Origin of the sequence: Georgenia thermotolerans (genome assembly GCF_009193185.1) — a bacterium.
Taxonomy (GTDB): domain Bacteria; phylum Actinomycetota; class Actinomycetes; order Actinomycetales; family Actinomycetaceae; genus Georgenia; species Georgenia thermotolerans.
This window is the reverse complement of record NZ_VUKF01000076.1, coordinates 1-11,940: the sequence shown is the minus strand read 5'-3', so window position 1 is coordinate 11,940 and position 11,940 is coordinate 1. Positions and strand designations below refer to the sequence as shown.

At 76.0% G+C, this 11,940-nt stretch carries 15 protein-coding genes; 5 read left to right on the top strand and 10 right to left on the bottom strand.

The genetic code is table 11. From position 1 onward, the window contains the following. Positions 1–514, bottom strand: a 514-nt coding sequence (locus GD970_RS20815; protein ID WP_152204799.1) for a DAK2 domain-containing protein, incomplete at its 3' end; no start/stop codon positions are given. A 258-nt stretch (positions 515–772) separates the two neighbouring features. Here GD970_RS20815 and rpmB point away from each other — a divergent pair. Continuing rightward, the gene (gene rpmB, locus GD970_RS20810; RefSeq protein WP_152204798.1) at positions 773–964 is read left to right on the top strand and encodes a 50S ribosomal protein L28; all 192 of its coding nucleotides are present in this window, start codon (positions 773–775) and stop codon (positions 962–964) included. Positions 965–1,029: 65 nt separating this feature from the next. On the opposite strand, the gene GD970_RS20805 is transcribed toward rpmB, so the two are convergent. From GD970_RS20805 to GD970_RS20785, 5 genes are all read right to left on the bottom strand, one after another. Beyond that, positions 1,030–1,770, bottom strand: coding sequence for an anti-sigma factor (locus tag GD970_RS20805; protein ID WP_152204797.1), 741 nt, complete (start codon positions 1,768–1,770; stop codon positions 1,030–1,032). Further along, positions 1,757–2,323 (bottom strand): RNA polymerase sigma factor, encoded by a 567-nt coding sequence (locus tag GD970_RS20800; RefSeq protein WP_226925515.1) that lies wholly within the window; start codon positions 2,321–2,323, stop codon positions 1,757–1,759. The genes GD970_RS20805 and GD970_RS20800 overlap by 14 nt, the downstream gene beginning before the upstream one ends. Positions 2,324–2,360: 37 nt before the next feature. After that, complete coding sequence (locus GD970_RS20795) at positions 2,361–3,065, bottom strand: class F sortase (protein ID WP_152204796.1); 705 nt, start codon at positions 3,063–3,065, stop codon at positions 2,361–2,363. A 4-nt stretch (positions 3,066–3,069) separates the two neighbouring features. Further along, positions 3,070–3,888 carry a DUF4397 domain-containing protein gene (locus tag GD970_RS20790; protein ID WP_152204795.1) on the bottom strand — a complete coding sequence of 273 codons (819 nt, stop codon included), beginning with the start codon at positions 3,886–3,888 and terminating at the stop codon, positions 3,070–3,072. A gap of 138 nt (positions 3,889–4,026) precedes the next feature. After that, on the bottom strand, positions 4,027–5,025 hold the full coding sequence (locus GD970_RS20785) for an adenosine deaminase (RefSeq protein ID WP_152204794.1): 999 nt from the start codon (positions 5,023–5,025) through the stop codon (positions 4,027–4,029). Between the two features lie 62 nt (positions 5,026–5,087). Here GD970_RS20785 and GD970_RS20780 point away from each other — a divergent pair, with 62 nt between their 5' ends. Then, the gene (locus GD970_RS20780) at positions 5,088–5,360 is read left to right on the top strand and encodes a DUF2277 domain-containing protein (RefSeq protein WP_152204793.1); all 273 of its coding nucleotides are present in this window, start codon (positions 5,088–5,090) and stop codon (positions 5,358–5,360) included. Positions 5,361–5,460: 100 nt separating this feature from the next. Here the strand turns inward: GD970_RS20780 and GD970_RS20775 are convergent, their stop codons facing one another. Continuing rightward, a complete protein-coding gene (locus tag GD970_RS20775) occupies positions 5,461–6,450 on the bottom strand; it encodes a thiamine-phosphate kinase (RefSeq protein WP_152204792.1) in 990 nt (329 codons plus the stop codon). Between the two features lie 119 nt (positions 6,451–6,569). Here GD970_RS20775 and GD970_RS20770 point away from each other — a divergent pair, with 119 nt between their 5' ends. Beyond that, the gene (locus GD970_RS20770) at positions 6,570–7,094 is read left to right on the top strand and encodes a DUF3515 family protein (RefSeq protein WP_152204791.1); all 525 of its coding nucleotides are present in this window, start codon (positions 6,570–6,572) and stop codon (positions 7,092–7,094) included. A gap of 40 nt (positions 7,095–7,134) precedes the next feature. On the opposite strand, the gene GD970_RS20765 is transcribed toward GD970_RS20770, so the two are convergent. After that, positions 7,135–8,322, bottom strand: coding sequence for a D-alanine--D-alanine ligase family protein (locus GD970_RS20765; RefSeq protein ID WP_152204790.1), 1,188 nt, complete (start codon positions 8,320–8,322; stop codon positions 7,135–7,137). Between the two features lie 69 nt (positions 8,323–8,391). Here GD970_RS20765 and GD970_RS20760 point away from each other — a divergent pair, with 69 nt between their 5' ends. Then, a complete protein-coding gene (locus GD970_RS20760) occupies positions 8,392–9,558 on the top strand; it encodes a trans-sulfuration enzyme family protein (protein ID WP_226925514.1) in 1,167 nt (388 codons plus the stop codon). A 184-nt stretch (positions 9,559–9,742) separates the two neighbouring features. Beyond that, positions 9,743–10,420, top strand: a complete 678-nt coding sequence (locus tag GD970_RS20755) for an AMIN-like domain-containing (lipo)protein (protein WP_152204789.1) — start codon at positions 9,743–9,745, stop codon at positions 10,418–10,420. 46 nt (positions 10,421–10,466) lie between these two features. Here GD970_RS20755 and GD970_RS20750 read toward each other — a convergent pair whose 3' ends face one another. Together GD970_RS20750 and GD970_RS20745 are read right to left on the bottom strand one after the other, a co-directional pair. Next, positions 10,467–10,673: a dodecin gene (locus GD970_RS20750; RefSeq protein WP_152204788.1), complete on the bottom strand. Its 207-nt coding sequence runs from the start codon at positions 10,671–10,673 to the stop codon at positions 10,467–10,469. Positions 10,674–10,841: 168 nt separating this feature from the next. Further along, the gene (locus GD970_RS20745) at positions 10,842–11,885 is read right to left on the bottom strand and encodes an NAD(P)H-dependent glycerol-3-phosphate dehydrogenase (protein WP_152204787.1); all 1,044 of its coding nucleotides are present in this window, start codon (positions 11,883–11,885) and stop codon (positions 10,842–10,844) included. Positions 11,886–11,940 lie beyond the last annotated feature (55 nt).

The following is an 11,940-nucleotide window of genomic DNA, read 5'->3' as shown; positions in this document are numbered from 1 at the left end:
CGGCGAGCGCGTCGCGGGCGGCACGCGAGGCCGCGGCGACGGTGGCGGCGAGGTCGCCGTCGGCCGCGGCGCGGGCGGCCCCGGCCGCGGCGCGGGCGACGCTGAGGATGGTGCCCTCCACCGCGTGCACCACGGCCGCGCGGGCCTGCTCGTCCGCGGCGGTCAGGGCGCCGGCGAGCAGCGCCGGCGAGGCCTCGTCGACGCCGACGAAGGTTTCCGCCAGCGCCTGCAGGCACTGGCCGACGATGACGCCGGAGTTTCCCCGGGCACCGAGCAGCGCGCCGTCGGCGGCGGCCCGGGTCAGCGTGGCGAGGTCCGCCGCCGGGTCGAGCTCGCCCACGGCCTTGGCGGCCCCGGCCAGGGTGAGGACGAGGTTGGTGCCGGTGTCGGCGTCGGGGACGGGGAAGACGTTGAGCCGGTCCACCTGGCGGCGCACGAGCAGCAGCGACCGCAGCGCGTGCTCGAACCACGCCCGCACCGCGGCGGCGTCGAGCACGGCGAGCGGCGTGGACACGGGACCTCCCCTGGCGTGGCGATACAGTTCTCCCGCAGGTTAGTCGCCCGCACCGACACGCCACCTTCGCCACTCGCACGGCTGTGGTGGACGCCACGGCGCCCCGCGCGCCGGACGGTTGGGCGGGGGCGACGCTCTCGGGTACTCTGTTCAGGTTGCCCGTCCCGGACAGGTCCTGCCTGCGTCCTCACGGGCCTTAAGAACCTCAGTGCGCGGCCGCCCGGTCGTGCATGCAGCGAGAAGATCAGGAGAACGACCGTGGCTGCCACCTGCGACGTCTGCGGCAAGCGCCCGAGCTTCGGCAAGAGCGTCTCGCACTCCCACGTGCGGACCAGCCGCCGTTGGAACCCGAACATCCAGCGCGTGCGCGCCCTCGTCAACGGCGCGCCCAAGCGCGTCAACGTGTGCACCTCGTGCCTCAAGGCCGACAAGGTCGTCCGCGCCGTCTGACGCACCCGCACCAGACTCGAGGGCCGCGCACCGAGGTGCGCGGCCCTTGGCGTGCCGGGCCCCGCTCAGGTCAGCTTGCCCCGGACGATGCTGTCGCCGCTGTGGGCAGGGTTGCCGTCGTAGGGCTCCTCGGAGACGTCGACGACGCGGAACTCGCGCAGGTCGAGGTTGGCGGGCAGGTCGAACTGGCCCTCGGTGCCGCTGAGGACGCCGAGGCCGACGAGCCGGGTGAGGTTGGCGTCCATCAGCCACACCTCGCGGTAGCCGCTACCGGGGACCTCGGGCAGGTCCACCGTGAGCACCCGGCGCCCGTCGACCTCGTGCACGCTGGCCTGCCCCTGCGCCTGCCAGCCCGGTAGCGGCTCGAGCGTGGCCGCCGCGAGCGTCTGCTCCGGCGGGGGCGACGGAGCGGCCAGGCGCTGCACGGCCACGGTGCCGCCGACGCCGACGACGAAGCTGGCCGCCGCCACCCAGACGACGCGACGCCGCCAGCCCCGGCGCGCCGGGCGCTCCTCCGTGGGCTGGGGTGCGGTAGTGGCCGGTGCGGCCGCCGCGCCGGGCGCCGCCTCGGCGGCACCGGCCTCCTCGGGCAGCCCGAGCTCGGTCGCGATGCGGGCCCAGACGACGTCCGACGGGCGCTCCAGCGTCGCCGCGCCGGCCCCCCGGCCGGCCTGCGTCACCCGCCGCAGGGCGGCGAGCTCGGCCTGGCAGTCCGGGCAGGTGGCGACGTGGGCGGCGGTTTCCGCCCCGCCGGCGTCCTCACCCAGCGCGAGGAGCGCGAGGGTCTCCTCGTCAGGATGGTCCATCCGCCACCTCCAGCCGGGTGCGCAGGCGTTGCAGGCTCCGCCTGATGTGTGACTTCACCGTGCCCAACGGCAGGCCGACCCGCTCGGCGATCTGCGCGTGGGTCAGGTCGTCGTAGAAGGCCAGCGCGAGGATCTGCCGCTGGGGCTCGCCCAAGCCTGCCACGGCGTCGGCGACCACCACCCGGTCCACCACCCGCGCCGGGTCCTCCGGCTCGGCCGCAGGCTCGTGCAGGGCGGCGGTCGCGGCATCCTGCGCGCGACGCTCCCGGCCGCGCCGGGCATGGACGTCGGCGACGACGTGCCGGGTGATCCCCACCAGCCACGACGCCAGCGGCGCCCGGGTGGGGTCATACCCCGCGCGGCCGCGCCAGGCGGCCACGAAGACCTGCTGGGTGGCGTCCTCCGCGTCGGCGACGGACCCGAGCGAGCGCAGGGCGATGGTGTAGACGAGCGGGGACCAGCGCCGGTAGACGGCGTGCACGGCACTGGGCCGGCCCGCGGCGAAGTCCTCGGCGAGCCGGTCGTCCGCGGCCTCCTCGTCGACGTCCCTCACCCCCAGCGCTGATCGCGCACGTCCCGGCACGTCCGCGTCACCTGTCGACGAGGATAGCGGTGACGACGATGTTGTCCTCGTAGCTCTGGCGAGCCTTGTTCCACCGGCCACCGCAGGTCATCAGTACCAGCCGCGGCTCACCGTCGCGGCGGAAGTACTGCGCCAGGTCGATCGTCGCCTTGCTCAGCCGCTCGACCGCGACGACCCGGTAGACCGTCTCCGTGCCGTCGGCGGCGACCGCCCGCACGGTGTCCCCCACCGAGGACTCGCGCAGCTCGTAGAACGGCCCGCGCGGGGTGATGCGCGAGCCGGCATGCGCCGCGACAACCGCGGTGCCGCGCTGCTGGCCGATGCCGGGTCCGAACCGGTACCAGCCGGCCCGGGCGGCGTCGTCGGGAATCTGCATGGCGCCGTCCTCGCGCACTCCGACCGGATCGACCGGGACGTCGAAACCGAGCTGGTCGTCGATGATCCTGGTGGGCGCGACCGCCGGCGCCGCCGTGGCGGCGCCGAGTGCGGCCGAGGCGACCGGGACGGGCGGGACGAGGACCGCCCCGTCGGGTGATGCCGACGGGACGGGGGCCGCGGGGGCTCCGGCCGGGGCCGGCTCGTGGGTCGAGGCCGGTGCGGGCGCTGCCGCGGAGCCCGCGGGGGGCTGCGCGGATCCCGCCGCGCAGCCCCCCAGCAAGGCGGCCCCCACCAGCACGGCGGCGAGGCGCCGACCCTTCTGGTGGTGCCTCACGGGCTCAGTCCTGCGTGACTCGCCGCGCCGCCACCCGCCGGGTGCCGACGACCGCCGCCGATCCGAGCACGAGGGCCAGGCCGGCCCACAGCGCGGGCGCGGTCCCCTCCTTGACCTCGACCTGCCCCGTCGGCACGCCGGCGGGCGCCGAGCTCATGCCCTCGACCGTCTGGGTGGCCAGGGCGAGGTTGCCGTCCTGCAGGCTGCCCCAGGCGTAGACGATGGTGTCCGCCCCTTCCTTGACCGGCACGTCGGCCGGGCCGAGCACCGGTTGGGTCGTGCCGGTGGCCGCCACGGTCGCGTTCACGGTCGATGCGGGCAGGTCCAGCGTCGCCTCGTTCGGGTTGGACAGGTTGGTGATGACCGGCTTCCCGCCGGCGAGGACGTCGACGGCGGGGGCGGCCGCCACGTGGCGAACCACCAGGCGGCCCTGCCCGGCCGCCGTGGCGCTGGTGTCGTTGGTGTACAGCGTCGCCGTGGGCGACCCGTCCTCCTTCAGGTGTGCGACCTCGGTGTAGTTGCCGCCCGCGGCGAGCGACAGGTCCACCGGGCCGATGGCCGGGTTGGAGTCGTCGGTGGCGTCCGAGGCGGTGATCGCCACGGTGTACGTCCCGGCGGGAAGGTCGAGCGGTCCGGCGAGCTGGCCGGGCTTGAAGTCGTCCAGGGTGCGCTGCCCGTTGACCCACACGTCCACCGTCATGCCGGGGACGCCGTGCAGGACGGAGAGCTGTGCGTCGTCCGCCGCGTGCGCGGCGGTGCCGATGAAGGCGAGGGCCGTGGCGAGACCGAGCGAGCCGAGGCCGAGTGCTGCGTGCTTGCGCATGGTGTTCCTCCGCGTTCGCGCCCCGGAGGGGCGAGGTGATCTGACGGGAGGTATTCACCGGGGTCCATGCATCTGGATGCACCGGACGCGGAACTTCTTTCGGGGAATGCTCCGACGGCCCCCGGGGACGCGCGGTGCTCAGCCCTGGAGCGCCAGCTGCGCCTCCCGCCACGCGGCCACCTCGGCGGCGAGCTCGGCGCGCCGGGCGTCGTCGACGAAGGCGGCCTCGACGCCGTTGCGCGCCAGGGTCGTCAGCTCGTCGAGCGAGAGGCCCAGCACCTCGGTGAGCTGGCGGACGTTCTCGTCGACGTACCCGCCGAAGTAGGCCGGGTCGTCGGAGTTGATCGTCACGACCAGACCGCGCTCGAGCATGCGGCGCAGCGGGTACTCCGCCAGGTTGTCGAGCACGCGCAGGCGCACGTTCGACAGCGGGCACAGCGTGAGCGGCACCCGCTCGGCCACGAGGCGGTCCACGAGGGCGTCGTCCTCCAGGGCGCGGATGCCGTGGTCGACCCGTTCGACGCCGAGGACGTCGAGGACCTCCCGGACGTTGGCCGCCGGGCCCTCCTCCCCCGCGTGGGCGACGCGGCGCAGCCCGTGGGCCCGGGCCAGGTCGTAGACCGGCTTGAACGGCGCCGCCGGCCCGACCTCGCTCGAGCACAGCCCGACGCCGAGCAGCGGGACGTCGAGCCGGAGGATCTCCTCCAGGGACGCCAGCGCGTCCTCGGCGGGCAGGTGCCGCAGGAAGGTCACGATGAGCCCGCTGGAGATGCCGAACTCCCGCTCGGAGGCGGCCAGCGCCTCGCTCACCCCGCCGAGGGCGACCTCGGCCGGCACGCCGCGGGAGGTGTGCGCCTGGATGTCGAAGAAGACCTCGGCGTGGCGCACGCCCGCCCGCCGCGCCCGGCCCAGGTAGGCCCGGGTCAGGTCGGCGAAGTCCTGCTCCTGCCGCAGTACCGCCATGTTGGCGTAGTAGAGGTCGAGGAAGCTCTGCAGGCCGGTGAACTCGTAGCGCCGGCGCAGCTCCTCGACGTCGCCGTAGGGCAGGGTGATGCCGTTGCGCTCGGCGACGGCGAAGATCAGCTCGGGCTCGAAGGTCCCCTCGAGGTGGAGGTGGAGCTCGACGGTGGGCATCATCCGGACAGTATGGCCCGTCCGGGGGGCTGCGGGGGTCGACCCGCCGCCCTAACCTGGGCGCCATGTGCCGCAACATCCGGACCCTGCACAACTTCGAGCCGGCCGCGAACGACGACGAGGTGCACGCGGCCGCGCTGCAGTACGTCCGCAAGATCAGCGGGACCACCCGCCCCTCCCGCGCGAACCAGGAGGCGTTCGACCGCGCCGTCGAGGAGATCGCGCACATCACCCGCCACCTGCTCGACGACCTGGTGACCTCCGCCCCGCCGCGGAACCGCGAGGTCGAGGCGGCGCGGGCGCGGGCGCGTGCCGAGCAGCGCTACGCCCGCGCCTGAGGCAGGCGAGCGCTACGCCCGCGCCTGAGGCAGGCGAGCGTCCCGGCGTACCGAGTTCAGGAGCACCCCGTTCAGGAGCATCCGTTCAGGAGCAGCCCGCTCAGGCGCGGAAGTGGTCCCACCCCGGCGCGACGTCGGGCACCGCGCCGGCGACGGTGACCGTGCCCGCCGGGCGCTCGGCCGTCGGGGCGGCCACCTCGCCCAGGGCGACGAACCCCTCGGGCAGGGCGGTCCCGGCCGGGAAGGTCGCGAGCATGCCGTGGTCCTCCCCGCCGCCGAGCACCCAGTCCGCAGGCTCGACGCCGACGCGGGCGGCGACGTCGGCCACCTGCGCGAGGGCCTCCGGGACGGTGTCCTCCAGCGGGCCGAGCGCGAGCACGACCCCCGAGGCGCGAGCGAGGCGCCGGCCGTCGCGCAGCAGGCCGTCGGAGACGTCCATCATCGCGCTCGCCCCGGCGCGGGCGGCCGCGGGGCCGGCCGCGAGCGCGGGGCGGGGGCGCAGGAAGTCGGCGATGAGCTCCTCGTCGGCGCCGCCGCGGCGCCCGGAGGCCAGCAGCGCGTAGCCGGCGGCGCTGCGGCCCAGCCGGCCGCTGTGGGCGACGACGTCGCCGGGCCGCGCGCCCGAGCGCAGCACCGGGGCGCGCCCGCCGAGATCCCCGTGGACGGTGACGGCGACGACGAGCTGCTCCCCGGCCGAGAGGTCTCCCCCGTCGACGCCGACGCCCAGCGGACCGCACGCCTCGCCGAGGCCGCGGCAGAAGTCGTGCAGCCAGGCCACCGGCGTGCTCGGCGGCAGCACCAGCGCGACGACCATGGCGGTCGGCTCGGCCCCCATGCCGGCGATGTCGGAGAGGTTCTGCATCGCGGCGCGCCAGCCGACGTCCGCGCCCGAGCTCCAGTCCGCGCGGAAGTGGTGCCCGGCCACGAGCACGTCGGTCGAGACGCAGAAGCGCCCGTCCGGCGCGGCGACGACGGCCGCGTCGTCGCCGCTGGGCACGAGGGTGCGACTCCCGCGCGGCAGCAGCGGGAGGAAGGAGGCGATGAGCTCGTCCTCGTTGAGGTCGGCGACGACGTCGGCAGGCACGGTCACCCGTCCACGGTAGCCGCCGGTGCCCGTCGCGCGGCCCGGACCGGAGGGCCCGACCGGGCCCGACGCCACCGGCCCGACCCGACGGCGGGGCGTCCGGCGGGCCGACGTACAGTGGCCACGTGCCCCTCCATCGACGCCTCCTCGTGCTGCCCCTCGTCGCCGGCGCCGGCCTCCTGGCCGGGTGCGGGTCGCCGGGGGTCACGCTCGAGCCGGGCCCGGCGGCCGCGGACCCGGTGTGCGCGCGGGTGCTGCAGGCGAGCCCGGACCGGCTGGGCGACCTCGAGCGCCGGTCGACGACGGCGCAGGCCACCACCGCCTGGGGCGCCGAGCCGGCCGTCACGCTGCGCTGCGGCGTCACGCCGACGGGTCCCACCACCGACCGGTGCATCAACGTCGAGCGGCCCGACGGGACGTCGGTCGACTGGATCCAGCTCGAGTCCGACGACCCCAACTACCCCGCCAACGCGGCCCTGGGCACCGGCTCGTGGGCGTTCGTCACCTACGGGCGCGTCCCGGCGGTGGAGGTGGTCGTGCCCGCCGAGCACGTCACCGGCCAGCCCACGGCCTTCCTCGTCGACCTGGCCCCCGCGGCCGAGGTGGTCCCGGCCGAGCGGTCCTGCGTGGGCGCCGGGGACGTGAAGTAACCACCGCGGCACCCGTGTGGGCACCCACGCGGGCACGGGCCTACCGCAGGCCGGCGTCGCGCTCCAGCGCGAGCTGGATGAGCTCGTCGATGAGTGCGGGGTAGCTCAACCCCGTCTTCTCCCACAGCAGCGGGTACATCGAGAACGGCGTGAAGCCGGGCATGGTGTTGACCTCGTTGATGATCACCCGGCGCCCGTCGTAGAAGAAGTCCACCCGGGCCAGGCCCTCGCAGCCCAGGGCGTCGAAGGCGTCGGCGGCCAGGGCGCGCACCTGCGCGGCGACGTCCTCGGGCAGCTCGGCCGGCGCCGCCATGGTCAGCGGCGCGGTGTCGAGGTACTTCGTCTCGTAGTCGTAGAAGCCCGACGCCGGGCCGTGGAGCACGATCTCGCCCGGCACGGAGGTGCGCGGGGCGTCGTCGCCGTGCCCCTCGAGCACGGCGCACTCGATCTCGCGGCCGTCGATGCCGGCCTCGACGATGACCTTGGGGTCGTGGCGCTGGGCCTCGGCGACGGCGGCCTCGAGGTCCTCGGGCCGATCGACCTTGCTGATGCCCAGCGACGAGCCCGCGCGGGCGGGCTTGACGAACACCGGGAAGCCGAGGGAGGCGGCGGCGTCGAGCGCGCGGGCCCGGTCGGTGCGCCACGTGCGCGGGGTGATGACGGTGTAGGGACCCACCGGCAGGCCGTGCCCGGCGAGGATGACCTTCATGTAGTGCTTGTCCATGCCCGCCGCGGACGCGAGCACGCCCGAGCCGACGTAGCGCACCCCGGCCATCTCCAGCAGGCCCTGAAGGGTGCCGTCCTCCCCGAAGGGGCCGTGCAGCAGCGGCAGCACGACGTCGACCGACCCCAGCGCCTGGGGCACCTGACCCGGCTCGGCCACGACCAGGCCCCCGGCGCGTTCGCCCAGCGGGACGAGCACCTGCGCGTCGGCCGCGCTGATCTCGGCGCGCCCGCCCTCGAGGAGGGTCGGGTCGTCGGCGACGAGGACCCACTCCCCCGCCCGGGTGATGCCGATCGGCAGCACGTCGTACCGGTCGCGGTCGATGGCCCGCAGCACGCCCGCCGCCGTCGCGCAGCTCACCGGGTGCTCACCGCTGCGCCCGCCGAAGACGACGGCGACACGCACCTTCCCGCCGGAGGAGCCGGCGGCCGAGGTGGGGGCGGAGGCGGCGGCCGGGCCCGTGGGGGCGGCGCCGTCGGGGGCGGTCTCGGGTGCGGTGTTCATCGCCAGCGAGCGTACCTGCCACTGGACGCCCCGCCCCCGGTGCCGCGCGACCGTCCTACCCTGAGGCCCGTGACCGACACCGCGTCCCGCCCGCACACCGGCCTGTCCCCCGCCACCCTCGCCGTCGCCGCGGGACGCCCCCCGCGCGAGCAGGGCGCGCCGGTCAACCCGCCGGTCGTGCTGAGCAGCACCTACGTCTCCACGGGCGTGCCGGGGCCGGAGAGGCTCTACGCGCGCTACGACACCGAGACCTGGCAGCCGCTGGAGGAGGCGGTCGGCCAGCTCGAGGCGGCCGACCTTCCCGCGCTCGTCTTCGCCTCGGGGATGGCAGCGATCGACGCCGTGCTGCACCTGGCCACGCCGGGCACCGCCATCGTCGCCCCGCGTCACGCCTACCTCGCCACGCTCACCGCCGCCCATGAGCTCACCGCCCGGGAGGGCGGGGTGGTGCGCGAGGTCGACATCGCCGACACCGACGCCGTCATCGCCGCGCTCGCCCCTGCGGACGGGCCGGCCGCCTCGCTGCTGTGGATCGAGACGCCGACCAACCCCATGCTCGAGGTCGCCGACGTCCCCGCGCTGGCCGCCGCGGCCCGCGCCGCCGGCGTGCTCACGGTGGTGGACAACACCTTCGCGACGCCGCTGGCGCAGCGCCCGCTGACCCAGGGCGCCGACGTCGTCGTCCACTCGGTGACGAAGTACCTCGCCGGCCACTCCGACCTCGTCATGGGCGCCGCGGTGACCTCCGACCCCGCGCTGCGCGGGCGCATCCACGCGCGCCGCACCACCGGCGGCGCCATCGCGGGGCCGTGGGAGACCTGGCTCGCGCTGCGCGGGCTGCGCACCCTCGCGCTGCGGGTCGAGCGCTCCCAGGCCTCCGCGCTCGAACTGGCCCGGCGCCTGGCCGGCCACCCGCTCGTGGCGGAGGTCCAGCACCCCGGGCTGCCCACCCACCCCCAGCACGAGCGGGCCGCCGCGCTCATGGACGGCTTCGGCTCGATCATCACGCTGCGCCCGCGTGGGGGCGCCGAGGCGGCCGACGCGCTGACCCGCGCGGTGCACCTGTGGGTGCCGGCCACCAGCCTGGGCGGGGTGGAGTCCAGCCTCGAGCGGCGACGGCGGCTGCCCGCCGAGGCCCCGACCGTGCCGGCGGACCTGCTGCGCCTCAGCGTCGGGATCGAGGACGTCGAGGACCTGTGGGCGGACCTCGACCAGGCGCTGCGCGCGACGGCGTGACCGGGCGCCGGGCGACGGTGCGGGCTGGAGCACCGGGCGACGGTGCAGGCTGGGGCACCACGCGCGAGGCGTCCTCGCCCCGGTCACAGATGTGCATCAACACGGCCCGCCTGCCCGGCCCGCGGCGCCCCTCGCCCTAGGGTGGCCGTGGCGGCACCAGCCGCCCCGACGTGACGGAGGAGCCATGAGAAGAGCGCCCCGCGTGGTCCTGGCGGCCACCGCCGCCCTGGTGACCCTGGCCGCGTGCTCGTCCGGCGGGCAGGAGCCCGCCAGCACGGCCGGCGCGAGCACGAGCGCGTCCGCCGCGCCCGAGAGCTCCGCCCCGGCCGAGACGCCGAGCGCGTCCCCGAGCGCGACCGAGACGCCCCAGCCCGCCAACCCGGCCGACGAGACCGACGACCCCGGCGCCGGCGCGCCCTTCAGCACCGAGCCGCAGAGCTCGGCCGACTGGCCGGGGTCCGGCGGCGACCTGCTGCCCGTCGGGGTGCGCGTGGGGGCCCACGACGGCTTCGAGCGCGTCGTGTTCGACCTCGAGGGCGCCGACACCCCCGGCTGGCGGGTGGAGTACGTCGACAGCGCCATCACCGAGGGCAAGGGCGACGAGATCGACGTCGCCGGCGACGCCACCCTCCAGGTGGTCCTCACCGGCTTCCGCTACCCCGAGCCGAGCGAGACCGGCAAGCTCGCCCAGGGCTCCTACGCTGCCAAGGGCACCGACGAGATCGACGAGGTCTACGTCGCGGGCATCTTCGAGGGCCAGAACCAGGCGTTCATCGGGCTCGACGAGCAGGTGCCCTTCCGGGTCTTCCACCTGGCCAACCCGGCCCGCGTCGTCGTGGACGTGCAGACCGGCCGGGGCTGACCTCCCGCTCGCGCGGTCCCGACGCTCGACGGGGCGGGCCCGGTCGTCAGTCCAGCTTGAAGCCGACCTTGAGGGTCACCTGGACGTGCGCGACCTGGCCCTCCTCGATGTGCCCGCGCACCTCGACCACCTCGAACCAGTCCAGCCCGTGGAGCGTCTCGGAGGCCTTGCCGATGGCCCCGCGGATGGCGTCGTCGACGCTGGTGGGCGACGTGCCGACGATCTCGGTGACCTTGTAGACGTTGTCCGCCATGGGAACCTCCAGCTCTCGGGGACGCGAGCCCCCAGCCTCCCGTGGGCCCGACGGGGCGGCAACCGCAGCCAGGCCTGCGCCACGGTCCGCGGCGGCCGGATGCGCGCCGGCCGGATACGCGCCGGACGGATGCGCGCCGGACGGGACCCCCGCCGCGGGGCGGCCGGGTCAGGCGCGCTCGTGCTTGAGCGGGCGGTCGAGCAGCATGCGCGTCATCTCCGCCACCGGCAGCCCCTCGTGCAGCACCGCCACCACCGCCTCGGTGATGGGCATGTCCACGCCGTGGCGGCGGGCCAGGTCGAGGACCGAGCGGCACGACTTCACGCCCTCGGCCGTCCCGCCGGTCAGGGCGATGGCCTCGTCCAGGCTCCGGCCGGCGCCGAGGTGGGCGCCGAGGGTGTGGTTGCGCGAGAGGGGCGAGGCGCAGGTGGCGACGAGGTCGCCCATCCCCGCCAGGCCGGCGAACGTCGCGGGCCGGGCACCCAGGGCCGCCCCGAGACGGCTGATCTCCGCCAGCCCGCGGGTGATGAGGGTGGCCTTGGTGTTGTCGCCGTAGCCGCGCCCCTGGGCCATGCCCACGGCCAGGGCGATGACGTTCTTCACCGCGCCGCCCAGCTCGACGCCCACGACGTCGGTCTCGATGTAGGGCCGGAAGTAGGGTGCGGCGCAGGCGCGGGCCACGAGCTTGGCCACCTCGGGGTCCTCGGCGGCGACGACGGCGCCGGCGGGCTGGTGGGCGACGATCTCCTTGGCGAGGTTGGGTCCGGAGACCACGGCCACCCGGTCCGGCGCGACGGCGAGGGCCGCCGCCAGCACCTGGCTCATCCGCAGGTCGGTGCCCAGCTCCACGCCCTTCATGAGGGAGACGACGACGACGTCGGGCGGGAGCGTCCCGGCGAGCGGCGCCAGCGCCCGGCGCACCGACTGGGCCGGGATGGCGACGACGACGACGTCGGCGTCCGCGACGGCGCCCGCGAGGTCGGTGGTCGCGGTGAGGGAGGCCGGCAGGGCGACGCCCGGGAGGTTCTTGGTGTTGCGGTGCGCCGAGGCGATCTCCTCCACGACGTCGGCGCTGCGCCCCCACATGCGCACCGCGCAGCCGGCGTCGGCGAGCACGGCGGCGAAGGTGGTGCCCCACGCCCCGGTGCCGAGCACGGCGGTCCGCAGCGGCGTCGCCTCGGCGCCGGCCGGCGCGGGGGTCCCGGCGGTCATCGGCGGCCGCCTCGGAGGCCGGCGAACCGCCCCCGGCGCCGCGCCCGCCGGGCCG

Excerpts from the sequence above, each read along its gene's own strand:
- GD970_RS20755 (WP_152204789.1), top strand. The coding sequence starts at position 9,743 with ATGAGAAGAGCGCCCCGCGTGGTCCTGGCGGCCACCGCCGCCCTGGTG.
- GD970_RS20780 (WP_152204793.1), top strand. The coding sequence starts at position 5,088 with ATGTGCCGCAACATCCGGACCCTGCACAACTTCGAGCCGGCCGCGAAC.
- GD970_RS20790 (WP_152204795.1), bottom strand. The coding sequence starts at position 3,888 with ATGCGCAAGCACGCAGCACTCGGCCTCGGCTCGCTCGGTCTCGCCACG.
- GD970_RS20765 (WP_152204790.1), bottom strand. The coding sequence starts at position 8,322 with ATGAACACCGCACCCGAGACCGCCCCCGACGGCGCCGCCCCCACGGGC.
- GD970_RS20745 (WP_152204787.1), bottom strand. The coding sequence starts at position 11,885 with ATGACCGCCGGGACCCCCGCGCCGGCCGGCGCCGAGGCGACGCCGCTG.
- GD970_RS20750 (WP_152204788.1), bottom strand. The coding sequence starts at position 10,673 with ATGGCGGACAACGTCTACAAGGTCACCGAGATCGTCGGCACGTCGCCC.
- GD970_RS20805 (WP_152204797.1), bottom strand. The coding sequence starts at position 1,770 with ATGGACCATCCTGACGAGGAGACCCTCGCGCTCCTCGCGCTGGGTGAG.
- GD970_RS20785 (WP_152204794.1), bottom strand. The coding sequence starts at position 5,025 with ATGATGCCCACCGTCGAGCTCCACCTCCACCTCGAGGGGACCTTCGAG.